The organism is Streptomyces peucetius, from assembly GCF_025854275.1.
Lineage (GTDB): Bacteria > Actinomycetota > Actinomycetes > Streptomycetales > Streptomycetaceae > Streptomyces > Streptomyces peucetius_A.
Window position 1 is genome coordinate 2,529,667 of record NZ_CP107567.1, and the last position, 23,105, is coordinate 2,552,771.

Consider the following 23,105-nt stretch of genomic DNA (forward strand, 5'->3'; position numbering starts at 1 on the left):
GACGGTGGTACAGGTACAGGAACAGATGCGGGTGGCGGTGGGAACGGCGCAGGCGGTCCGGGCGGCGCACCCGCTGCCTCCTCGCTCGCGGCCCGGGGCAAGGCCCCGAACAGGGCGTCCGCCCGTCGGCGCGAGGCGGCTGTCTCCGCCGCCTGTGCGCGTCCGCCGCGCAGACGCAGGGGCCGCGAGCGAGGCGCGTCCACACCGGCACCGCGACCGGGACGGCCCCCTTCACCGACGCCTTGCACCACCCCATGCGGCGGCCCGTGCGGCGGCCCGTGAGCCGGTCCTTGACCCGCCCCACGCCCCGGCCCGTGCAGGGACCCGTACGCGGGTCCGTACACGGGTCCGTACACGGGTCCCTGCCGGCGGACACGGGCGTGCCCGTGTCCGTGGCGAACACGGCTGTCGGAGGCCGGGGCGCGGCCCGGGCCACTGGTTGCGGAACGTGATCGAAGAGCCATGACACAGGACGGTAGGCACAAGTGCCAGAACCTGCCGAGGGCGCCCGATTCCAGTGGAGAACCGCCCCGTTGTGGACAACTCGGCCACCCTGACGGGTGAGTGGGCACAGCGCCGCTCTCCTCAGCGCGCGGATACCACGACCCCCAGCAGCCCCGGGCCGGTGTGCGCCCCGATCACCGCGCCGACCTCGCTGACGTGCAGGTCGGCCAGTCCCGTCACCCGTGCGCGCAGCCGGTCCGCAAGTGCCGCTGCCCGCTCCGGAGCCGCCAGGTGGTGGACCGCGATGTCGACCGGAGCCGTGCCGGCGCGTTCGGCGGCGATCTCCTCGAGCCGGGCGATGGCTCGCGACGCCGTACGCACGCGTTCCAGCATGTCGATGCGGCCCTCGGCCAGTTGGAGCAGGGGCTTCACGGCGAGCGCGGAGCCGAGCAGCGCCTGTGCGGCACCGATGCGGCCCCCGCGGCGCAGGTAGTCGAGTGTGTCGACGTAGAAGTACGCGGACGTGCCCTCCGCCCGCTTCTCCGCCGCGGCCACCGCCTCGTCCAGCGAGCCGCCCGTCTCCGACACCTCCGCGGCCGCGAGCGCGCAGAACCCCAGGGCCATGGCGATCATTCCGGTGTCGACGACGCGCACCGGCACGGGGGCGTCCTTGGCGGCCAGCACGGCCGCGTCGTAGGTTCCCGACAGTTCGGCGGAGAGGTGCAGCGAGACGATTCCCGTGGCTCCGGCGTCGGCGGCGGCGCGGTAGGCCCGGCTGAACATTTCCGGGCCGGGCCGGGACGTGGTCACCGAGTGCCGCTTCTGCAGGGCGGTCGCGAGCGAGCGGGCCGAGATCTCGGTGCCCTCCTCCAGCGCCTGGTCACCGAGCACGACGGTGAGCGGCACGGCGGTGATGGAGTGTCGCTCCATCGCCGGTGGCGGCAAGTAGGCCGTTGAATCGGTGACGATCGCGACATGGCGGGACATGAGCGGGAGGTTACCCGCAGGCGACGCCGTACGGCAGCCCGGCCCTGCCCCCACACGATCTCCGTACAGCAGCCCGACCTTGCATCCACAGGAAGCCGCGCAGCGCAGCCGGACGCCGCCCCCACGCGATGCGGCGCAGGGCAGGCCCTACCGCCCGCGCGCTGTCCATGCCGCCCCGTGCTGTGCAAAGACTCCGCCGGCCCGCGCCGCGTCAGTTCGTGGTTTCCGGCCGGGCGGCCTTCTGCCACGGGTAGGCCGTCGGCTGCCGCGGGTCCCGAGCGGTGATCGCCTGCTGCCGCCCCGGTGCCCCCGCCTCCGAGTCCGGCGCCGACGCCGTCGGCCATGACGCGGTACCGGTACCCGCATTGCCCCTGTCGGTCGCGTCGGTCGCGTCGCTCGTATGCGCCGCATCGCCCACGTCGGTCGAGCTGTCCGTGTTCGACCAGTGCCGCAGCGCCCCCGCCTCCATGTCGATCTGGGCGCTCAGCGCGTCCAGGTCGCCCTCGGCGAACTTCTGCGCCCTGTCCCGTGCCGCCCAGCGCAGCGACTCCGCGGAGTGCGTGATCCGTTCCGTACGCTCGCGCAGACCGGGCATCAGCGAGGAGAGCATGGCCCGGTCCGGCTCGCGCTCAAGACGCCTGAGCTCGTCGTCCAGCTCGCGGCCGTGGGCGCTGAGCCGCTGGAAGAGGGCCAGCGACTCGGAGAGCGAGGCATCCTCCGCCACCCCGGCGTTCAGCGTGTCCTGGGTCGCCCGCATCGACGTACGCAGCTTCAGCCGCAGCTGGGCGAGCTCGCCGGCGACGCCTGTCTGCCCGTAGCTCTTGGCGCGCAGTGCGGTCTCCTCGACCGTGCGCCGCGCCTGGGTGACGGTGCGCTCGACCCCGCGCTTCGCGGCTCGCACGGCCTTCACACCCACGTACACCCCCAGCGCCACGAACGCGAAGAACAGCACCGCGAGAATCGTGACCACGGCTTCCACGGCTTCCATGTGCGCCCTCCGGCGTCGTCTGTGTCCTTCCACCGTAAACGGAACGGGCAGGCCGTAGGTTCCGATGGAACCCCCAACCTGCCCGTAGGGGAAAACCCTCCGGCCGCTTTCTTTGTTACGCGGGCACGATGTTGACCAGTTTCGGAGCCCGCACGATCACCTTGCGGATCCCCGCGCCGCCCAGAGCTGCGACAACGGCCTCGGCCCCCAGCGCCAGCGCCTCCAGCTCCTCGTCCGTGATGGACGGGGCGACCTCCAGGCGGGCCTTGACCTTGCCCTTGATCTGCACGACGCAGGTGACGCTCTCGTCCACCACGTACGCCGGGTCGGCGACCGGGAAGTCCTGGTGGACGACCGACTCGGTGTGGCCCAGCCTGCGCCACAGCTCCTCGGCGATGTGCGGGGCCAGCGGCGCCACAAGCAGCACCAGGCGCTCGGCCACGGGCCGCGGCACCGGGCCGCCCGTCTTCGTCAGGTGGTTGTTCAGCTCGGTGATCTTGGCGATGGCGGTGTTGAAGCGCATCGCCGCCATGTCCTGGGAGACGCCGTCGATCGCCTTGTGCAGAGCGCGCAGCGTGGCCTCGTCCGGCTCGGTGTCGACGACCGTGACCTCGCCGGTCGCCTCGTCGACGACGTTGCGCCACAGCCGCTGCAGCAGCCGGTACTGGCCGACGACGGCGCGGGTGTCCCACGGCCGGGAGACGTCCAGGGGGCCCATCGCCATCTCGTACAGACGCAGGGTGTCCGCCCCGTACTCGGCGCAGATCTCGTCCGGGGTGACGGCGTTCTTCAGGGACTTGCCCATCTTGCCCAGCTCGCGCCTGACCTGCTCGCCCTCGAAGAAGAACTTCCCGTCACGCTCCTCCACCTCGGCGGCGGCGACCGGGAAGCCGCGCTCGTCCCGGTAGACGTACGCCTGGATCATGCCCTGGTTGTACAGCTTGTGGAACGGCTCCACGGAGGAGACGTGCCCCAGGTCGAACAGCACCTTGGACCAGAAGCGGGCGTACAGCAGGTGCAGCACGGCGTGCTCGGCGCCGCCGACGTACAGGTCGACGCCGCCGTGCGGCTGTCCCTCGCGCGGCCCCATCCAGTACTGCTCGATGTCCGGGGCGACCAGCTGCTCGTTGTTGTGCGGGTCCAGGTAGCGCAGCTCGTACCAGCACGAACCGGCCCAGTTGGGCATGGTGTTGGTCTCGCGGCGGTAGCGCTTCGGGCCGTCGCCCAGGTCCAGCTCGACGTTGACCCAGTCCTCGTTGCGGGACAGCGGCGTCTCGGGCTGGGTGTCCGCGTCGTCGGGGTCGAAGGTGCGCGGCGAGTAGTCGTCGACCTCCGGCAGCTCCAGCGGCAGCATCGACTCGGGCAGCGCGTGCGCGACGCCGTCCTCGTCGTAGACGATCGGGAAGGGCTCGCCCCAGTAGCGCTGGCGGCTGAACAGCCAGTCGCGCAGCCGGAAGTTGACCGTGCCCTCGCCGATGCCCCTGTCCGTCAGCCAGGCGGTGATCCTGGCCTTGGCCTCGTCGACGTCCAGCCCGTTCAGGGAGATCTCGTCGTTGGCGGAGTTGATGGCGGGGCCCTGACCGGTGAACGCCTCGCCCTCCCAGCCCTCCGGCGGCTGCACGGTGCGGACGATGGGCAGTTCGAAGGCCTCCGCGAACTCCCAGTCACGCTCGTCCTGTCCGGGGACGGCCATGATGGCGCCGGTGCCGTAGCCCATCAGGACGTAGTCGGCGACGAAGACCGGGATCCGCTCGCCGGTGACCGGGTTCAGGGCGTACGAGCCGGTGAAGACCCCGGTCTTGTCCTTGTGCTCGGTCTGCCGCTCGACGTCGCTCTTCGTCTGGGCCTGCTTGCGGTAGGCGGCGACAGCCTCCGCGGGGGTCGCGGCGCCGCCGGTCCATGCCTCCTTGACGCCCTCGGGCCACTCGGCCGGGACGATGGAGTCGATCAGGCCGTGCTCGGGCGCCAGCACCATGTACGTGGCGCCGAACAGGGTGTCGGGCCGGGTGGTGAAGACGGTGATCCGCGCGCCGTCGTGACCGTCGACCGAGAAGTCGACGCGGGCGCCCTCGGAGCGGCCGATCCAGTTGCGCTGCTGCAGCTTGATGGCCTCGGGCCAGTCCAGCGCGTCCAGGTCGTCCAGCAGCCGGTCGGCGTAGGCGGTGATGCGCATGTTCCACTGGCGCAGCTTGGCCTTGAAGACGGGGAAGTTGCCCCGCTCGGAGCGGCCGTCGGAGGTCACCTCCTCATTGGCCAGGACGGTGCCCAGGCCGGGGCACCAGTTGACGGGCGCGTCGGAGGCGTACGCCAGGCGGTACTCGCCCAGGACGCCGGCGCGCTCGACGGCGTTCAGCTCGCTCCAGGCGCGGTCGCCGGGCACCTCGCGGGACCCGCTCTCGAACTGTGCGACCAGCTCGTCGATCGGGCGGGCCTTCCTGGCCTCGTCGTCGTACCAGGAGTTGAAGATCTGCAGGAAGATCCACTGGGTCCACTTGTAGTAGTCCGGGTCGATCGTCGCGAACGACCTGCGGTTGTCGTGGCCCAGGCCCAGCCGGCGCAGCTGCGCCTTCATGTTCCCGATGTTCGCCTCGGTCGACACACGCGGGTGCGTGCCGGTCTGCACGGCGTACTGCTCGGCCGGCAGGCCGAAGGCGTCGAAGCCCAGGGTGTGCAGGACGTTGTGCCCGCTCATGCGCTGGTGACGGGCGAAGACGTCGGTCGCGATGTACCCCAGGGGGTGACCGACGTGCAGTCCCGCACCCGAGGGGTACGGGAACATGTCCATGATGAACTTCTTGGGCTTCGCGACCTGGGCGGGGTCCCCCGCCAGGTCCCCGCTCGGGTTGGGCGCCTCATAGGTGCCCTCCGCGTCCCAGAAGTCCTGCCAGCGTGCCTCGATGTCGGCCGCCATGGCGGCCGTGTAACGATGCGGGGCTGCTGCCTCGGCAGCCGAGTTCATCTCGCTCATGATCCTTAAAGCTCCATCGATCGTCTTCGCCGACTGCCAGCCGATTCACGTACCAGGGGAAATGAAAAATCCCCTCGCACAGGAGGGGACGCCGCGCCGATTCCGACCGGATTTCTCATCCGTCGGGACTGATCAGCGCGGCTCGCTAAGCAGAAGGCGTACGGCACGCATGGCGTCAGGGTACCGCAGCGGAGGAACAGACCGCATGAGTGTCCCCGCGGGACCGCTTTGCGACTGCCTTGGACGGCTCCGGGCCGATCACCGGCGCCGTGGTGACGTGATTCGGCCGCCTCGGGTGATCAAGCCTTACGGGTTACTCCGCGTATCGACCCCTTCCAGGGCAACCCCTGAGTCAGTTGCGCTCACTTCACCGCTATAAACCTCGAAAGCCCGTACTGCTTGGTATGGGTCGACCTAGAGTGCGTCAACGGGACAGCCTTCCCGCACCATTCGGAGTCGCCCCATGAACCCTCGTCTCAAGATGCGTTTGCCGTCCGGTCCGGACCGCGGAGTCAGCCGCCAGGTGCAAGGCGGCGTTTCCATGGCCGCGTTGGTGCTCATACCCCTGATCGCCGTCGGAGGAAGCGACAGTTTCCGCGCCACGCTCGACTTCACCACCGGGGTCCTCTCCCTGGTGTCACTCACCGCGTCCGTCGCGTGGGGCCTCATCGCCACCGACCGACTGCTGCTCTTCCCGCGCCACCGTCTGCTCGCCCAGGCCATCCACCGGGCGACCGCCATCGCCTCCCTCGGCTTCCTCCTCCTGCATGCCACGGTGAAGGTGTCACTCGGGCACGTGTCGCTGCTCGGAGCACTGATCCCCTTCGGACTGGGCGTCACCGGCACGGAGGCGCTGATCGGCTTCGGCTCACTGGCCGGGTTCCTGATGGTGGTCGCCGGCACGACCGGTGCCCTCCGCAGTGCCCTGGCCGGCAACATCAAGGTCGCCGGCCGCTGGCGGCCGCTCCACATGCTGGCGTACCCGGCCTGGTGCTTCGCCCTGGTCCACGGCCTCTACACCGGTCGGCCGGCCGCGACCTGGGTCGTGACCATGTACTGCCTGGCCCTCGCTGGAGTCGCCGCCGCGCTCTCCGTCCGCCTGATGCCACGCCCGGTGCAGCGACGGATCGCAGCACGGATCATGCAGCTGACCGGCGGTGACGGAGCCGACGGGCCCGCGGCCGCGGACGAGCAGGCCAGGCGTGACCTCACCACCGCACCGCTCCCGGGCACCAGTGCGATGAACGGGACGGGCCGCCCGGCCGTACCCGCAGGCATGGACCGCATGGACCGTATGGAGCGCATGACCGGCGGCGCGAACGGCGTCCCGTCGCAGCGCCCGTACGAGCAGGACTTCCCGACGCCCCTCGGCCGGGCCCGCGCCCAGCCCCCGAGGCTCACCGCCCCTTCCCCGCAGCTCTACGAGGCACCCCGGCCGCAGGAGGACGAGCCGGCCGTCGTGCCGGACAGCGGCGCCGCCACCGGCGGCCGAGGCACCGGCATGGCCGCCGCCTACCGCGCCGTCAAGCTGGCCGGCGAGTCGACGCCCCCGCTCGCCGAGCGCGTGCCGATGACCGAGGAGATACCCGTGGTGCCGGAGACGGGACCGCGGGCGGGCAGCTGGCCGACGCCTTCGCCTCCACCGCCGGCGCAGTCCGTACGGCCCGACCCGGCGGCGCCGCTCTACGGCACCCCTCCCCCGCCGCTCTTCGACGCCGCCCCCTCGTACGACACGCCTGCGGAGCCGTACACCGCGCCGCCCTCCCCCTACGACTACGACACCGGCACGGTCCCTCCGTACGACACCGGCGGCGTCTCCGCGTACGACACGGGAGGCGTCCCCGCGTACGACAGCTCCGTATACGACGCCGCCGGCGCCCCAGGCGCCCCCGGTCCCTCCACGGCCTACGACACCGCCTACGACACCTCACCGACCGACCCCCTGGCCCCTTACGACGACCGGTCCCCGTACGGCACGGGCGCCGTCCCCGCGTACGAAGAGACAGCACCACTGCCCGGCCCGCTCTTCCAGCCCCCGGCCGGAGAGCCCTGGCACGCACCAGCAGGAGAACGACCGTGAACGCGCCCCTCCCCGACGTCCCCGAGGTCCGCGTCGTCGGCCTTCCCCAGCTGACGCAGGGTTTCGACCTGGTCGAACGCCTCGACCTCCCCATGCACCTGAAGGTGCACGGACCGCTGGAACCCGTGAGCGGCGAACGGCTGGCACAGCTCGCGGAGGACATATCCCTCACCGGCCGAGGCGGCGCGGGTTTCCCCTTCGGCAAGAAGCTGCGGGCCGTCGCCAAGTCCGCCATCGGGCGCGGCATACGGCCGGTGGTCGTCGTCAACGGCAGCGAGGGTGAACCCGCCTGCCGCAAGGACACGGTGCTGCTCAACCGCGCACCGCATCTGATCCTCGACGGCGCGCTGCTCGCCGCGGAGGCGCTCGGCGCACGGACGCTCGTGGTCGCGGTCACCCGCAACTCCACCGAGATCTCCATGCGTGCCGCGCTCGCCGAGCGCGGTCTCTCAGACCGTCGCGGCCAGGCCATGCGGGCCAGGGTGGTCCGCACCCCGGAGCGCATGGTCTCCGGCGAGGCGTCCTCGGTCATCCGGGCCGTCAACGGCGGTCCGGCCCTGCCGCCCGGCCGCCGGGTGCGCGCCGCTGAGACCGGGGTCGGCGGAGCTCCGACGCTGCTGTCCAACGCGGAGACGTTCGCCCAGCTCGCCGTCGCCGCCCGGATCGGCGCCCGCCGCTACAGCCACACGGGCCTCGACTCCGAGCCGGGCACGGTCATGCTGACGATCTCCGGGGCGGTCGCCCGCCCGATGGTCGTCGAGGTCCCGACCGGCGTACCGCTGCGGTACGTGCTCCAGTTGGCGGGCGCGCCGCCCGAGCCGCAGGGCGTGCTGACGGGCGGCTACCACGGCAACTGGATCGACGCGGCCGCCGTCCACGAAGCGGTGGTGTCCAAGGAGTCCCTGGCCTCCGTGGGCGGTGCGCTGGGAGCCGGTGCGATCCTGCCGATCGGTCCGGAGACCTGTCCGCTGGGCGAGGCGCTGCGAGTGGCGAACTGGCTGGCCGCGGAGACCGCCGGCCAGTGCGGCCCCTGCAAGCTCGGTCTGCCCGCCGCGGCCGGCGGACTGGCCGATGTGATGAACGGCGGCGGGCCCGCGGCTCTTGAGGCGCTGCGCGAGGTCACCCAGGCGGTCAAGGGCCGTGGCGCGTGCAAGCACCCGGACGGCTCCGCCCGCTTCTTCGCGTCGACGCTGTCCGCGTTCACCGACGACCTCGCCGCGCATGTTCTGCACGGCGGCTGCGGGCGCGACACGACGGGTGTACTGCCGCTGCCGCTGCCCGGTTACGAGGAGGCCGAGGAGTCGATCCCGAGCGGCGAGAAGATCTTCGTCGACTGGACGCTCTGTCAGGGCCACGGGCTGTGCGCGGACATCATCCCGGAACTCATTCGGCTCAACCCCGACGGCTACCCGTCGGTGGCCGACGCGATGGTTCCCGTGCACATGCAGGGACGCGCGCAGCGGGCCGTGCGCCGCTGCCCCGCGCTCGCGATGCGGATCGAGCAGGTCGCCTCGCCGGGCCCGACGCCGCCGCCGGCGCGCCCCGCGCTGCCGGGCAGCAGCCGCAAGGCCCTGGGCAGCGGCCGCGGTTGACGTCAGGCACGCCAAAAGTGAAGCGGGCCACCCGATCCGGGTGGCCCGCTTCACTGTCTTCTGTGGAGCTAAGGAGAATTGAACTCCTGACCTCCTGCATGCCATGCAGGCGCTCTACCAACTGAGCTATAGCCCCTTGTTGTGTGCCGCCCCGTTTCCGGGTCTCCCCCGCGGCGACGTAGAGAACATTAACGCGCCCGCCGCCGCATCTCCAAATCGTTTCCCCGCCCCCACGCACCGCCTCGCAGGACCCCTTCGCCGGCCGGGCGGCGCCGGTCGCCGGACGGGCCGTCAGGCGGTTGCGAACGAGTAGAAACGTTTGAGTGTGCAGTGCTCGTCGAGAAGCCGGCCGTAGATCGGCTCCCCCTCGAGCTCGCGGTACGTCTCGATCGGGTCGCCTTTTATGATCAGCGCCCGCGCGCACTCCTCGCACCAGTACTGGAACTCGGGATTGACCGGGTCCATGTCCCGGACGATCGGCGTACCGCTGCCGCACCAGTCGCATTTCCGCCTGTGGGCACCCATCACTCAGCTCCAGCTGTGGCCGCAGGCCGTGCACACGTAGGAAACGCCGCCGTTGTCCCCGAGGACCTGGGCGACATGGGCAGAACCGCAGGAAGGACAGCTGAGGCGCGCACCGGCCTCCGCCGTGGCAAGCAGGTCATCGGCAGCCTCCCCGGCTTCCTCGCCGCTGGCGGACATCGTGCGCTCCCTCCCGTACCGCCGGTGTCCCCTCCGGCCGTCCGATTCTGCCATGACCGCGCACAGCGGTCAGCGGCGTTCGCGCACGAGATCGGCCACGGCACCGCGGGGGCGGGCCGTCCCGGGGGAGTACGAAGAATCCCGCCCCCTCGAAGGGGACGGGATCCGGTTTGTGGAGCTAAGGAGAATTGAACTCCTGACCTCCTGCATGCCATGCAGGCGCTCTACCAACTGAGCTATAGCCCCGCGTGTTCTTCGCGCTCCGCGCTGCGAACAAGAAGAACTCTAGCCTGCGACCTGCCGGAAAGTGAAATCCGGGTCCGGGGCCCCTTCCCGCCGGCTCCGCCCTCGTGTCCCCGGGGACGCGCTCCGCCGGCGTGCCGTCGCCGGGGACCGGCTCCGTCCGGGAGGGTGCCGGCGCCACAGACCCGGCTCGGCTCAGGCGTCGTCGCCGCGAAGCCCCGGCTCGGGTCAGGCGTCGCCACAGACCCGGCCCGGCTCGGCTCAGGTGTCGTCGCCGAGGACCGGCTCCGGGAGGGTTCCGGCGTTGTGCTCGAGCAGGCGCCAGCCCCGCGCCCCTTCGCCCACGACCGACCAGCAGCAGTTGGTGAGGCCGCCGAGGCTCTCCCAGTGGTGCGCCTCGAGACCCAGCAGCCGGCCGATGGTGGTGCGGATGGTGCCACCGTGGCTGACGACGACGAGCGTGCCGTCGTCCGGCAGCTTCTCGGCGTGGTGCAGCACCACGGGAGCGGCCCGGTCGGCGACCTCGGTCTCGAGCTCCCCGCCGCCGCGCCGGACCGGCTCACCGCGCTTCCAGGCCGCGTACTGCTCGCCGTACCGCTCGACGATCTCCTCGTGGGTCAGCCCCTGCCAGGCGCCCGCGTAGGTCTCGCGCAGGGCGGCGTCGTACGAGACGTCGATGCCGGTGACGGCGGCCAGCTCGCCCGCCGTCGCCGCCGCGCGCTTCAGGTCGGACGCGACGATCGCGTCCGGGTTCAGCGAGGCGAGCAGCCGGGCGGCACGGCGCGCCTGGGCGCGACCGGCCTCGGTCAGCTCGATGTCCGTGGAGCCCTGGAAGCGGCGCTCCAGATTCCACGCGGTCTGGCCGTGGCGCCACAGGACGATGCGCCGGCCACGGGCCGGCCGCCTGCCCGTCCCGGCGCCGGTGGCGATGCCGTTCAGCGCTGCTCCCCTTCCGTGTCACCGCCGGTGAGCTTCGCGTGCTCCTCCGCCTTGCCGCGGGTCTTCTGCGCGTCCTCCGGGAGCGTGAGCTCGGGGCAGTCCTTCCAGAGCCGCTCGAGGGCGTAGAAGACACGCTCCTCGCTGTGCTGCACGTGCACCACGATGTCCACGTAGTCGAGCAGGATCCAGCGGGCGTCGCGGTCCCCCTCGCGGCGCACCGGCTTGGCGCCGAGCTGCTTGTTCAGCCGCTCCTCGATCTCGTCGACGATCGACTTGACCTGGCGGTCGTTGGGCGCGGAGGCGAGCAGGAAGGCATCGGTGATGGAGAGCACATCACTGACGTCGTACGCGATGATGTCGTGCGCGAGCCGGTCGGCGGCCGCCTGAGCGGCGGCGTTGACGAGCTCGATGGAGCGATCCGTGGCGGTCACAAGCAGGCTTTCGTCGGCGGTCAAGAACTCTTCAAGGGTCTCACGGACCGCCGACACTCCACGCAGCCTTTACTCGTGGCGCTGCCACCGCCCGGTCACTGCGGGTCCTCGGTCTTGAAATCGGGTCCGAGTACGACCGAGATGTCGGCGTTGCTGGCGGCCTTGCCCTTCTGCACCGCACCGGCCGGCAGTCCGAGCGTCTTGGCGACCTCCTGCGCCTTCGCCTTCTGCGCGTCGTCGCTGTAGATGATCTGCGAGGCGTCGACGGAATCGGCCGTGCCGCCGCTCACGACGCTGTAGCCGCCGTTGATCAGGGTGACCCGGGCCTTCTCCAGGGCGTCCTCGTCCCCGCTGCCGTTCCTGATGCCCACGCGGAGCGTGTCGCCGGGCTCGGGCGCGCTGACGGAGCCGCCCAGGACGTCCTTGACCACACTGTTCACGGCCTGGTCACTGAGCGTGCCGTCCTGCTGGACGGGCAGTACCGCGGTCCGGTAGTCGCCGCCTTTGGCACGCTCGGCGAGCTTGGCGAGGGAGGCGCCGAGGTCCCGTTCCTTCAGCGAGGGGTCGAGGATCTGCCCGAGTGTCTCGACGACGACCGTCGCCGACTTCGGGTCGTCAGGGAGCTTCTTGAGCACGCCCTGCATGACCTGACCGAAGCGCATCAACTGCTTCTCCCCGGCCTCGTCGGGCCCGAGGTGGGTGGCGTAGGCGACGGCCGCCCGCCCGTTGAGGGTCTGGTTCTCCCCCTTCTTCACCAGCGGCGGGTCGCCCTTCTTCTCGCCGGGCACCTCGGTGTCGGTGGTCAGGTCGATCGTTCCCACCAGCTCGACGAGGTTCTCCAGGAAGGGCGTGTCGAGCCGCCAGGTGCCGGAGATCTTCGCACCGAACAGGGTGCCGATGGCCTCCCGCGTACCGGTGGATCCGTCGTCCTCGACGGACTTCCCGAGGGTGGTGGCCGTGCCGTCGTCGTTGGCGACGGAGAGGGTGTTGGGGAGCAGGACCGTGGTGCCCTGCCCGGTGGTGGCGTTGTCGACGAGAAGGGCGGTGGAGGTGCCCTCCTTCTTGGTGTTGTGCAGATGCACCACGATGACGTCGCGCTTCTGCGGTCCGGCCGCCGTGCCGCTCTTGGTGTCGGAGCTGGACAGACCGGGCAGCTTGCCGGCGTACCAGAGGTAACCGACGCCGCCGACGAGCACGAGCGCGAGCGTGACCAGGAGGGCGACGACGCGGTGACGACCGCGGCGTTTGGCCTCCTCGCGCCGCTCCGAGCGGCTCTCGGTGAACTTCAGCCAGTCGATGACGTCTTCAGAGTCCTCGTCGGGCTCCTCGATGAACGAGAACTGCTCGGTCCGGTAGGGGCGTTCCGTGCCGCTCTCCGGCCGGCGCTGCCCCGGCACCGCGGTCGGCTCGGCAGCCGCCGCCGGGGCGGGACGCCGCGGAGCCTGCGGGGGCTGCTGCTCCTGGTGGTGCTGCTGCGGGGGCTGCGCGGACTGCTGCTGCGGGATGTTCCACTGCCCGGTGGTGTCGACGGCGGGCTGGGTCCCGGTGTCGTAGCCGTAACCGGCCTGGCTGCCGTACGGGTCGTACTGCCCGGCCGGCTGCTGGGGCGCGTACTGGTCGTAGCCGTACCCGTCCGGCCGGCCGTATCCCGGCTGCGCGCCGTATCCCTGTTCCCCGACGTAGCCCTGTTCCCCGCCGTAGCCCTGGTCGGCGGCATGCCCCTGCCCGAGGTCGTGGCCCTGCGGGGCCTGGCCGCCGTGCTGCTGAGTGTGGCCGTCCTGCTGCTGTGCGTAGGGGTCGTACTGCTGGGGCTGCTGATAGACCGGCTGCCCGTACTCGTCGTAGCCGACGATCTGCGGCTGGTAGTACGGGTCGTACGGATTCTGCTGGTCGTTCAACGGTGCCCCTCTCCGCGGCTCAGTCGCCGCGGTACAGCTGGCGCTTGTCGATGTAGCGCACCACACCGTCCGGCACCAGGTACCAGACCGGGTCCCCCTGGGCGACCCGCTTCCGGCAGTCGGTCGACGAGATCGCCAGAGCCGGCACCTCCACCAGGGAGACCCCGCCCTCGGGCAGCCCGTCGTCCGTCAGGTCATGGCCCGGCCGGGTCACCCCGATGAAGTGGGCGAGTGAGAACAGTTCCTCGGCGTTCCGCCAGCCGAGGATCTGGGAAAGCGCGTCGGCCCCCGTGATGAAGTACAGGTCCGAGTCCTCGTTGAGGGCATGCAGGTCCCGCAGCGTGTCGATCGTGTACGTCGGGCCGCCGCGGTCGATGTCGATCCGGCTCACCGAGAACTGCGGGTTCGACGCCGTGGCGATGACCGTCATCAGATAGCGGTCCTCGGCCGGGGACACGTTCTTGTGGCTCTTCTGCCACGGCTGCCCGGTCGGTACGAACACCACCTCGTCGAGGTGGAAGAGGGCGGCCACCTCGCTGGCGGCCACCAGGTGTCCGTGGTGGATCGGGTCGAATGTCCCGCCCATCACGCCGAGTCGGCGCTTGCCCGCACCGGAGCCGGTGCCGGAGCCCGCGGCCGCTATCTGCTCTCCCATGCGTGCAGAGCCTACTGGCACCGGGCGCCGGCCACGGCTCAGCGGTCGCGGTTGAAGCGGGTGGTGATCCACAGCAGCAGCATCAGCGCGACGAAGGCGCCGATGCCAGTGACGTACGGGTTGAGGCTTGCGTGGTTGCCGCCGTGCTCGGCGCCTTCGGCGAGAGTGACCAGGTTGGCGGCGGTGCCGGTGAGGCTCATCTTCAACAGAACCTATCGATCGGGAACGGGAGCGGAGACTTCGCGCACATCGTATGCGGGCCGTCCGGGCACGCTCACGCCGACTCAGTCGTTGTGCATCCGCAGACGCCGTCACAGGGGTATCCGGAGTTGTCCACAGGCCCCACCGTGCCGCGGCCCCAGCACCTACGCTGGTGTCCGTCAGGGGGACGAGCGAGGACTCGCACGACACAGGGGGCACGATGACCAACAGCCACGAGCAGGTTCCGAGCAGGCAGCGCAGGCGCTTCCCGGGGATCTCCTCACGCGCGTACGAACACCCCGCGGACCGCTCGGCGCTCGTCGCGCTGCGCAGGCTCAGCGGCTTCGACACCGTCTTCAAGACGCTCAGCGCGCTGCTTCCGGAGCGGAGCTTGCGACTGCTGTTCCTCTCCGACTCGGTCCGGGTGAGCGACGCCCAGTTCGCACACCTCAACGACATGCTGCGCGACGCCTGCTACATCCTGGACCTGGAAAAGGTCCCCGCGATGTATGTGACGCAGGATCCCCGTCCCAACGCCATGTGCATCGGCCTGGACGAGCCGATCATCGTCCTCACCACCGGGCTCGTGGAGCTCCTCGACGAGGAGGAGATGCGCGCGGTCGTGGGCCACGAGGTGGGCCACGCCCTCTCGGGCCACTCCGTCTACCGCACGGTTCTGCTCTTCCTCACCAGCCTGGCGTTGAAGGTGGCCTGGATCCCGCTGGGCAATGTGGCGATCATGGCGATCGTCACGGCGCTGCGCGAGTGGTTCCGCAAGTCGGAGCTGTCCGCCGACCGGGCGGGGCTGCTGGTGGGCCAGGACCTGCAGGCGTCGATGCGCGGGCTGATGAAGATCGCCGGCGGCAACCACCTGCACGAGATGAACGTGGACGCGTTCCTCAAGCAGGCGGAGGAGTACGAGGCCGGTGGCGACCTGCGCGACTCGGTGCTGAAGATTCTGAACGTGCTTCCCCGCTCCCACCCGTTCACCACGGTGCGCGCCGCCGAGCTGAAGCTGTGGGCGGAGAGCCGCGACCACCAGCGGATCATGGACGGCCACTACCCGCGCCGTGACGAGGACAAGGACACCTCGGTGAGCGACTCCTTCCGTGAGTCCGCCTCGCATTACGCCGACTCGGTGCGTACCAGCAAGGATCCGCTGATGAAGCTGGTCGGCGACATAGCGGGCGGCGCCGGAGACCTCGGCGGCAAGCTGCGGGACAAGTTCATGGGCAACGGCGGCGCGGGCAACGGCACGGGCGCGGCAGCGGGAGGCACTGCTGACGGTGGCTCTGCGGGCGGTGCTCAGGGCGAGGGCTGAGCACCAGGGGCGAGCGATCCGCACAGCGCCGCGTTGGGCCGGCCCGTCGCGTACGGGTCGGTCGCGGCCGGGCCGCCGGAGTCCGGCCGCTGCCCGGCCAGCAGCGGACGCAGGACGCCCGACGCTTCGGCGGAGCAGGACTGGGGCCCGGCCTGCACATGGCTGGACCGCACCTCCAGGCGGTGGTGCGACACGTCCTCCCGGTCGACGCGGAACAGCAGCTCGCGGCGGACGGTGAAGAGCGAGGCCTCGCCGGAGGCCGGCCGCCCGACGCCGTCGGCCCGCCGCAGCGCGTAGACGAAGGTGTGGACGGAGGTGATCTCGAGCGTGCCCGGCGTTGGCTCCAGCACCTCCAGCGTGCCCCGTACCCGCACCTCGGGGTCGGCCAGCGCGACCTTCGCCGGGTCGAAGCGCACCAGCCAGCCGATCGCCGCGTGACGGCCGTCGGCGGCCGGTGAGGTGACGCTCCGGTCGAATTGCGCCATCTGGTCCGGGTGCAGCAGCAGGCGCACGGGCTGCGCGGTGTCCCCGGTGAGGACGTCCGGGTCGAGCGAGGACGCCACCAGGTAGTCCTTGACCGTCGTCAGCGCCGTCATCACCTGTCCCTCGGTGAAGTGCTGGGTCCGGCGGACCGGGGGCATGGTGATCCCGGCGGCGCCGGCGCGGAACTGTTCCGCCGGGCTGCGCGCGTACAGCTCGGCGGGGGTTCCGCCCGGCACGGGGCCCGGCGGCGCGAGCGGGACCACCGTGATGCGCAGCCGCTCCGCCTTCCTGTCGGGAGCGGGCTGATAGGGGTGCCGTACGCCGAGGAAGACCGCGGTGCCGAAGGCGATGACGACCAGGAGGACGAGCACCAGGATCTGTGCGGGTGCCCGCTTGGTGTTCCAGGCGGGCAGGGACCGTACGGCGGGCGCGTGCTCGCCCATCCGCTCCGCGGCGGAGAACTCCTGGACGCGGGCAGCGCGGACGAAGGACTCGTCGAAGACGACCGATCCGTACTCGTCCTCTCCACCGCCGGGGAGCCCCTCGGGAGTCCCCTCGGGCGGGTCTCCACGCCCAGCCATACTTTCAGGGTAGGTCCGGCGGATGAACCATAAACGCCCTGGTACACGACAACTTCGACGAGTTCTCACCAAGTTGCGCGCCCGCCGCTCCGGGGTTACGAGCGGGTTCGCGCGGCCGCCGCTCAGCGGGCGGGCGGGGCCGTGGAGACCCGTGAGGGAGAGCGCTCGAAGGGGGTTGCGGGGCCGCTGCCGTGTCCGCTGACGGTGGCGCCCGTCGGGGGCGCGTCGACACCCGTCCGCGCGGGCTGCGGCACCGGGTCCCGGCGGTTGTTGTCGGAGGCACCGCGGTAGACGGCCGTGAAGGCGAGGGCGACCATCCCGATGCCCATCAGCAGGGCCAGGATCCAGGCCACGGGCCGGTGCCAGCGCGTGCTGCCCCGGTAGGGACGCAGGGCGCCGCCGTGCGGTCCGTAGGGTCCGGCCCAGTCGCCGTCGGGGCCGCTGTCGTCGTCCTCGTACTCTTCGTCGTGGTCGTGACCGCGGCGGCGGTGCCCAGTGGTGTGAAGGTCGTCGTCGGCCGCGTGTCCCCGCAGGCCCGAGCGGGCCGCGTCGGCCTCCGCGCGCGCCTCGGCCGCAGCGAGCAGACGCTCCACCGCGGTCGGTTCGTGGATCTTGGCGGCCCGTACGAAGTCCTCATCGAACACCACGGTGGCGAAGTCCTCGTCCGCGCCTCCGCGGTCGACAGAGTCCTCGGGGTCCCCGCCGTCCTGGAACGGCTTGCCCCCCACGTCGTCCGGCACGCCTTCAGGGTAGACCGGGGGGACCGGTTTGGGCAGGGAGAGCGCAAACTCTCCCCGCCCGGGTGACACGGGGCAGAGCCCCGCTGACGGTCACCGTGTGTGGCCGTCGCCCGTCACGATGTACTTCGTGGAAGTCAGCTCCGGCAGCCCCATCGGGCCGCGCGCGTGCAGCTTCTGCGTCGAGATCCCGATCTCGGCGCCGAAACCGAACTGCCCACCGTCGGTGAAACGCGTGGACGCGTTCACGGCGACCGTAGTGGAGTCCACCAGCTGGGTGAAGCGCCGGGCCGCGGCCTGCGAGGTCGTGACGATCGCCTCGGTGTGCCCCGAGGACCAGAGCCGGATGTGGGCGACGGCCGACTCCAGCGACTCGACGACGGCTGCCGCGATGTCGTACGAGAGGTACTCCGTCTCCCAGTCCTCTGCGGTGGCGGGCACGATCGTCGCCTTGGTGGCGTCCGCGTACTCGACGACACGCTCGTCGCCGTGCACGGTCACCCCCGCGTCGGCGAGGGCGTCCAGGGCGCGGGGCAGGAAGGCGGCCGCGATGTCCTTGTGGACGAGCAGCGTCTCCGCGGCGTTGCAGACGCTCGGACGCTGGGCCTTGGAGTTGAGCAGGATCTCCACGGCCATGTCGATGTCGGTCTCCGCGTCCACGTAGACGTGGCAGTTCCCGGTGCCCGTCTCGATGACGGGCACGGTGGACTCCTCGACGACCGTGCGGATCAGGGAGGCGCCGCCCCGCGGGATCAGTACGTCGACCATGCCGCGGGCCCGCATCAGCTCCCGTACAGAGTCCCGGCTCTCGCCGGGCACCAGCTGCACGGCGTCGGCGGGCAGACCGGAGCCGCCGACCGCGTCCCGCAGCACCCGCACCAGGGCGGTGTTGGAGGAGTACGCGGAGGACGAGCCGCGCAGCAGCACCGCGTTGCCCGACTTCAGGCACAGTGCGGCGGCGTCCACGGTGACGTTCGGCCGGGCCTCGTAGATGATGCCGACGACACCGAGCGGAACGCGCACCTGCCGCAGGTCGATGCCGTTGGGCAGGGTCCCGCCGCGCACGACCTCGCCGACCGGGTCCGGCAGCGCGGCGACGTCACGCACATCGGCCGCGATAACCCGCACCCGTTCGGGGGTGAGCGTGAGCCGGTCGATGATGGCCTCGCTGGTCCCCGCCTCGCGGGCGCGGGCGACGTCCTCGGCGTTGGCCTCGACGATCTCGCTCGTGCGGACCTCGAGGGCGTCCGCCATCGCCAGCAGCGCGTCGTCCTTGGCCGACCTCGGCAGTGGCGCGAGGTCGGCGGCGGCGGCGCGGGCCCGGTAGGCCGCCTGGGCGACCGGGGACATGTTGTCGTACGGCGAGACCGAAGAGAGCGACGTCATATGTGCAGCGTAATGCGCCGTTGGCGGGCATCCGGCACGTATCCCGCAGTACGAGACGGCCGGGACCGGCCCGCGGCCGGCCCCCGGGCCGGTCAGAAGGGGTGCACCCCCACGCGGGCGGCGGGCGGCGGGCCGTAGCCCTCGGCGACGCGCTGGTGATAGGTCTGCCGGTCGATGACCTCCAGACCGACGATCTCCCACGGCGGCAGCTTGGCCGTGGACCGGTGCTCGCCCCACAGCCTGAGCGCGACGGCGGCCGCGTCGTGCAGGTCGCGCGCCTCCTCCCAGTAGCGGATCTCGGCATGGTCGCCCGCGTACCGGCTGGTGAGGAGGAAGGGATGGTCGTGGGCCAGTTGCTCGAGGCCCCGGCGGACGTCCGTCAGCGGGGCCTCGGGGCCGGAGACGCTGAGCGTGACGTGCCACAGGCGGGAAAGCACCCGCTCCTCGTCGCCGCCCGCCGGCCGCGGCCCGGCGGCCGGGCCGCGGCCCCCGGCCCCGGCCGTACCACCGCCGGACTCGCCGGGGGCCTCGCGGCGCACGGCGCCGACCGCGTCGGCCGGTCCGTCAGCGGCCCCGGCGGCGCGTTCTTCCGCGGTGCGCTCGCCGAGCCCGTCGCAGCCTCCGTCGCCGGGTCCCTCTCCGAAGTCGGCGCCCGCCCCGACGCTGGTCAGGGCCCGCTCCTCGCCCACCGCCCGGCGGGCGTGGGGCAGCCTCCCGTTCCCTCGGGGCGCATCCCCTGGGCGCGCTCGTCTCACCGGCGGCCTCCCTGTTGCTGCGTCATGCTTCGTGGTGCTTGGTCGTCGAGCCGGTCTCCGTCCCCCGCAACAAAGTTGACCAGCCCACGGCGGGCCGTGGGGCGGTTTTGGTAAAGGTCTGTGCCGGAGGGCGGGACTTTCCGCCTTTTCAGGACTGGAGGACGACGAGATCGTCCCTGTGTACGACTTCCCGCTCGTACTCGGGACCGAGGTCCTTCGCCAGCTCCTTGGTGGAGCGCCCGAGCAGTTGCGGGATCTCCTTGGCGTCGAAGTTGACCAGTCCGCGGGCCACCGCCCGGCCGGCGAGGTCACGCAGCTCCACCGGGTCGCCGGCGCTGAACTCGCCGTCCACGGCGGCGATGCCGGCGGGCAGCAGCGACTTCCTGCCCACCACCACGGCCCGTACGGCTCCGTCGTCGAGCGTCAGGGAGCCCTGCGGGGCCGAGGCGTGCGCCAGCCACAGGAGACGGTCGGCCGACCGACGGCCGGTGGCGTGGAAGTACGTGCCCGTCGCGCGGCCGGAGAGGGCGTCGGCCGCACGGCTCGCCGAGGTGAGGACCACGGGCACACCGGCGGCGGCGGCGATCCTGGCCGCCTCGACCTTGGTGACCATGCCGCCTGTGCCGACGCCCGCCTTGCCCGCGCTGCCGATCTGCACATGGGCGATGTCCTCGGGGCCGTGCACCTCGTCGATGCGGGAGCTGCCGGGCACGGACGGGTCCCCGTCGTAGAGGCCGTCGACGTCCGAGAGCAGGACCAGCAGGTCGGCCCGTACGAGGTGGGCGACGAGGGCGGCGAGCCGGTCGTTGTCGCCGAAGCGGATCTCGTCGGTGGCGACGGTGTCGTTCTCGTTGACGACCGGGACCGCGCCCATGGCGAGCAGCTGGTCCAGGGTCCGGTAGGCGTTGCGGTAGTGGGCGCGGCGGCTGGTGTCGTCGCCGGTGAGCAGCACCTGACCGACGCGGACGCCGTAGCGGGCGAAGGAGGCCGTGTAACGGGCGACGAGCAGCCCCTGGCCGACGCTGGCGGCGGCCTGCTGGCGCGCCAGGTCCTTGGGGCGGCGGGCCAGGCCCAGCGGTGCCAGTCCGGCGGCGATGGCGCCCGAGGAGACGAGCACTATCTCCTTCTCGCCGCCGCTGCGGATCTTGGCGAGGACGTCGACGAGGGCGTCCACCCGGTCCGCGTCGAGCCCGCCGGCGGCGGTGGTCAGGGACGACGAGCCGACCTTGACGACGATCCTGCAGGCCTTGGTGACCTGCTCCCTCGCCACGGCCGGCGCTCCTGTTGCCGGCCGCGGGTTGCCCGGACCCCGCGGGACCGGGTGCCCTGCCGGGTGCTCCGCCGTCCGCTGCTCCGCAGCCTGTCCTGCCACGCTCTGCCTCGCCTCTGTCACAAGGCCGAATGTATGCCAGCACCCTCACCGCATGCGCGCCTGTTCCGTTCGCTGGACAGCGGACGCGACCCACCGGACCAGCTTGCAATCCACTCGAACCGGACAGCCGCTACTGTGCTGGATGGGCGGTGGCCCCGGCCCCGCAGCGGCCCGTGCACGCGTCGGCCCCCGCCTGCGAGTCCGGTTCCCACACGAGTTCCCACACGAGACGGGGCACAGCTGTGTCGGTCAAAGTGAGCGTCGTCATCCCGGTTTACAACCCCGGGAAATACATCGACCCCTGCATCGACTCCTTGCTCGGCCAGACCCTTCCCGCACAGGACTTCGAGGTGCTGTTCGTCGACGACGGGTCCACCGACGACACGCCGGAGCGCCTCGACGCACTGGCCGCACGTCACCCACACTTCCGGGTGATCCACATCCCGAACTCCGGCTGGCCCGGCAAGCCACGGAACATCGGGGTCGCCGAGGCGCGGGGCGAGTACGTCCAGTTCCTCGACCAGGACGACCACCTCGGCACGGACGCACTGCGCCGCCTCTACGCCATGGGGCACCGCAACGGCTCGGACATCGTCATCGGCAAGGTGGCCAGCAACTTCCGCGGCGTGCCCCACGGAGTCTTCCGTACGAACCGCGAGAAGTGCACGCTGCGCAACGCTCCGCTGTACGACAGCCTCACGCCGCACAAGATGTTCCGCACCGAGTTCCTGCGCGAGCACGGCATCGCCTATCCCGAGGGCAAGCGCCGGCTCGAGGACCAGCTGTACATGATGAAGGCGTACTTCCCCGCCGAGGTCGTCTCGATCCTCGGCACGTACACCTGCTACCACTACTCGAAGCGTGACGACGGGAAGAACGCGGGGTCGGCCAAGCTCGTCCCCGCGGGCTACTACGCGAACCTCCGCGAGGTTCTCGACGTCGTGGTCGCCAACACCGAGCCGGGCCCCTTCCGGGACCGGGTGCTGCGCCGCTTCTACCGCGTGGAGATGCTGGGACGCCTCAGTGAACCGGCGGTGCTGAAGTACGACGCCGACTACCTGCGCGAGATGGTGGACGCCGTGCGGCCCCTCGCCCTGGAGTTCATGGGCGACTCCGTGCACGACGGGATGGGTCCGCTGCTGCGCATGCGGTCGACCCTGCTCCGCGACGGCGACGGGGAAGGCCTCGTCCGCCTCGCGCGCCTCGCCTCCTCCATCAAGGGAGCCGTCCGGCTGGAGGACCTGGCGTGGGAGGCCGGGGGCGACCGGATCGAGGTCCGTCTCGCCGCGCGGTTCGTGCACGGCGAACAGCGAGTTCCGCTCAAGCTGCTGCGGCGCGACGGACGGCTGTACCTGCACCCGGACGTCACCGTCGGCTTCGTGCCCGCAGGTGCGCTCGTCGAGATCACCGACGACCTCGAAGGGTTCAGGGCCGAACTGGCGTTGCGCGACCGTGAGAAGGCGGTCGAGTGGTCCTGCCCGACGCGACTCGAGACGCGGGTCGAGGAGCTGGACGAGGAGGGCGAGACATGCGAGCTCGTGCTCCGTGGCACGGGCCGGCTGGTACCCGAGAGCGGAGGCAAGGGCTACAGCGGCCTCCCGCGTGGCTTCTGGGACGCCTGGGTCTCGGTCCGCGGCCTCGGCCTCGTGCGAAAGGTGCGGCTGGGCCACGACCGGGCGGAGCACGTCGACGGCATGATGCTGCCCGCGCTGGTGTCCTCACCGCCCCGCCCGGTGATCCCCTACTTCACCAACCCGCACAGCAATCTCACCCTCGATGTCGCTCGCCGCGGGAAGAAGGTCGGCCCGCACCTCGAAGGGCGTCCCGTACTGCGCATGCCGGGACGGAAACCCCAGCTGCGGCTGGATCTGGTCACCACCACCGCCACCGGTCCGGCCGCGGTGGAGCTCGTCCTGAGCAAGTTGTCCGAGGCCACTGATCCGGAGGAGGTCGCCGAGACGTCGGTGGTGCACTCGTGCGCGAGCACCCTGCGCCCCGCGCAGAGCCGTGCGCATCTGGAGGTGCCGGCACGGATGGAGGGCGCTCCTGCGGGCACCTGGCAGCTCGGGGTGCGGCTCGACGGTGACAAGGCCCGCGCACTGCAGCTGTGCACTGCCGACGTGGACGACACCGGCCGTGTCCGACTGGACGACGAACTCCCCGTGCCGGACCACCAGCTGATGCGCAAGCTCGCCTCGGCACGCCGCAGAGCAAGGCTGCGGCGTGCCGTACGCGCCGTCGTGGGCCCGGTCGTCCGGCGCCTGCCGCCCGCCGGGCGCAAGAAGCTGCGCCGGCTGGCGTCACGTGTCCTCGGCTGAGGCGCCCGCTTCGCCGGTCCGCTG

General features: G+C 71.4%; 18 protein-coding genes and 2 tRNA genes. 4 read left to right on the forward strand and 16 right to left on the reverse strand.

Annotated features, from left to right (window positions below; translation table 11 throughout):
- Positions 1-585: 585 nt before the first annotated feature.
- The 3 genes from OGH68_RS11650 to leuS all read right to left on the reverse strand — a co-directional run bounded on the left by OGH68_RS11650 (position 586) and on the right by leuS (position 5,387).
- Positions 586-1,431, reverse strand: a complete 846-nt coding sequence (locus OGH68_RS11650; protein WP_264243316.1) for a DegV family protein — start codon at positions 1,429-1,431, stop codon at positions 586-588.
- A 211-nt stretch (positions 1,432-1,642) separates the two neighbouring features.
- Positions 1,643-2,410, reverse strand: a complete 768-nt coding sequence (locus OGH68_RS11655) for a hypothetical protein (RefSeq protein ID WP_264250024.1) — start codon at positions 2,408-2,410, stop codon at positions 1,643-1,645.
- 124 nt (positions 2,411-2,534) lie between these two features.
- Positions 2,535-5,387, reverse strand: a complete 2,853-nt coding sequence (leuS, locus tag OGH68_RS11660; protein WP_264243317.1) for a leucine--tRNA ligase — start codon at positions 5,385-5,387, stop codon at positions 2,535-2,537.
- Between the two features lie 541 nt (positions 5,388-5,928).
- On the opposite strand from leuS, the gene OGH68_RS11665 reads away from it, so the two are divergent.
- Positions 5,929-7,467: a hypothetical protein gene (locus OGH68_RS11665; protein WP_264243318.1), complete on the forward strand. Its 1,539-nt coding sequence runs from the start codon at positions 5,929-5,931 to the stop codon at positions 7,465-7,467.
- A complete protein-coding gene (locus OGH68_RS11670) occupies positions 7,464-9,059 on the forward strand; it encodes an NADH-quinone oxidoreductase subunit NuoF family protein (RefSeq protein ID WP_264243319.1) in 1,596 nt (531 codons plus the stop codon). The genes OGH68_RS11665 and OGH68_RS11670 overlap by 4 nt, the downstream gene beginning before the upstream one ends.
- A 63-nt stretch (positions 9,060-9,122) precedes the next feature.
- On the opposite strand, the gene OGH68_RS11675 is transcribed toward OGH68_RS11670, so the two are convergent.
- The 8 genes from OGH68_RS11675 to OGH68_RS11710 form a co-directional block, all read right to left on the reverse strand.
- A tRNA-Ala gene (locus OGH68_RS11675) sits at positions 9,123-9,195 on the reverse strand.
- A 155-nt stretch (positions 9,196-9,350) separates the two neighbouring features.
- On the reverse strand, positions 9,351-9,524 hold the full coding sequence (locus tag OGH68_RS11680; RefSeq protein ID WP_264250025.1) for a hypothetical protein: 174 nt from the start codon (positions 9,522-9,524) through the stop codon (positions 9,351-9,353).
- A 410-nt stretch (positions 9,525-9,934) separates the two neighbouring features.
- Positions 9,935-10,007, reverse strand: a tRNA-Ala gene (locus OGH68_RS11685).
- Between the two features lie 258 nt (positions 10,008-10,265).
- The gene (locus tag OGH68_RS11690; RefSeq protein WP_413471104.1) at positions 10,266-10,943 is read right to left on the reverse strand and encodes a histidine phosphatase family protein; all 678 of its coding nucleotides are present in this window, start codon (positions 10,941-10,943) and stop codon (positions 10,266-10,268) included.
- Positions 10,940-11,374, reverse strand: a complete 435-nt coding sequence (rsfS, locus tag OGH68_RS11695) for a ribosome silencing factor (RefSeq protein WP_264250028.1) — start codon at positions 11,372-11,374, stop codon at positions 10,940-10,942. The genes OGH68_RS11690 and rsfS overlap by 4 nt, the downstream gene beginning before the upstream one ends.
- Before the next feature lie 95 nt (positions 11,375-11,469).
- On the reverse strand, positions 11,470-13,272 hold the full coding sequence (locus tag OGH68_RS11700) for an LCP family protein (RefSeq protein ID WP_264243320.1): 1,803 nt from the start codon (positions 13,270-13,272) through the stop codon (positions 11,470-11,472).
- 19 nt (positions 13,273-13,291) lie between these two features.
- Entirely contained in the window at positions 13,292-13,927 is a 636-nt protein-coding gene (gene nadD, locus OGH68_RS11705; protein ID WP_264243321.1) for a nicotinate-nucleotide adenylyltransferase, read from the reverse strand.
- Positions 13,928-13,965: 38 nt separating this feature from the next.
- Complete coding sequence (locus OGH68_RS11710) at positions 13,966-14,127, reverse strand: hypothetical protein (protein WP_264243322.1); 162 nt, start codon at positions 14,125-14,127, stop codon at positions 13,966-13,968.
- 221 nt (positions 14,128-14,348) lie between these two features.
- Here OGH68_RS11710 and OGH68_RS11715 point away from each other — a divergent pair, with 221 nt between their 5' ends.
- Positions 14,349-15,449 carry a M48 family metallopeptidase gene (locus OGH68_RS11715; RefSeq protein WP_264243323.1) on the forward strand — a complete coding sequence of 367 codons (1,101 nt, stop codon included), beginning with the start codon at positions 14,349-14,351 and terminating at the stop codon, positions 15,447-15,449.
- On the opposite strand, the gene OGH68_RS11720 is transcribed toward OGH68_RS11715, so the two are convergent.
- From OGH68_RS11720 to proB, 5 genes are all read right to left on the reverse strand, one after another.
- Entirely contained in the window at positions 15,434-16,513 is a 1,080-nt protein-coding gene (locus tag OGH68_RS11720) for a hypothetical protein (protein WP_264243324.1), read from the reverse strand. The two genes, OGH68_RS11715 and OGH68_RS11720, sit on opposite strands and share 16 nt — an antisense overlap.
- A 122-nt stretch (positions 16,514-16,635) precedes the next feature.
- Positions 16,636-17,253 carry a hypothetical protein gene (locus tag OGH68_RS11725; RefSeq protein ID WP_264243325.1) on the reverse strand — a complete coding sequence of 206 codons (618 nt, stop codon included), beginning with the start codon at positions 17,251-17,253 and terminating at the stop codon, positions 16,636-16,638.
- A gap of 90 nt (positions 17,254-17,343) precedes the next feature.
- The gene (locus tag OGH68_RS11730; RefSeq protein ID WP_264243326.1) at positions 17,344-18,636 is read right to left on the reverse strand and encodes a glutamate-5-semialdehyde dehydrogenase; all 1,293 of its coding nucleotides are present in this window, start codon (positions 18,634-18,636) and stop codon (positions 17,344-17,346) included.
- 92 nt (positions 18,637-18,728) lie between these two features.
- Positions 18,729-19,391 carry a hypothetical protein gene (locus OGH68_RS11735; protein WP_413470969.1) on the reverse strand — a complete coding sequence of 221 codons (663 nt, stop codon included), beginning with the start codon at positions 19,389-19,391 and terminating at the stop codon, positions 18,729-18,731.
- Positions 19,392-19,539: 148 nt separating this feature from the next.
- The gene (proB, locus tag OGH68_RS11740; protein ID WP_264243327.1) at positions 19,540-20,661 is read right to left on the reverse strand and encodes a glutamate 5-kinase; all 1,122 of its coding nucleotides are present in this window, start codon (positions 20,659-20,661) and stop codon (positions 19,540-19,542) included.
- 344 nt (positions 20,662-21,005) lie between these two features.
- Here proB and OGH68_RS11745 point away from each other — a divergent pair, with 344 nt between their 5' ends.
- Positions 21,006-23,081 carry a glycosyltransferase family 2 protein gene (locus tag OGH68_RS11745; RefSeq protein WP_264243328.1) on the forward strand — a complete coding sequence of 692 codons (2,076 nt, stop codon included), beginning with the start codon at positions 21,006-21,008 and terminating at the stop codon, positions 23,079-23,081.
- Positions 23,082-23,105 lie beyond the last annotated feature (24 nt).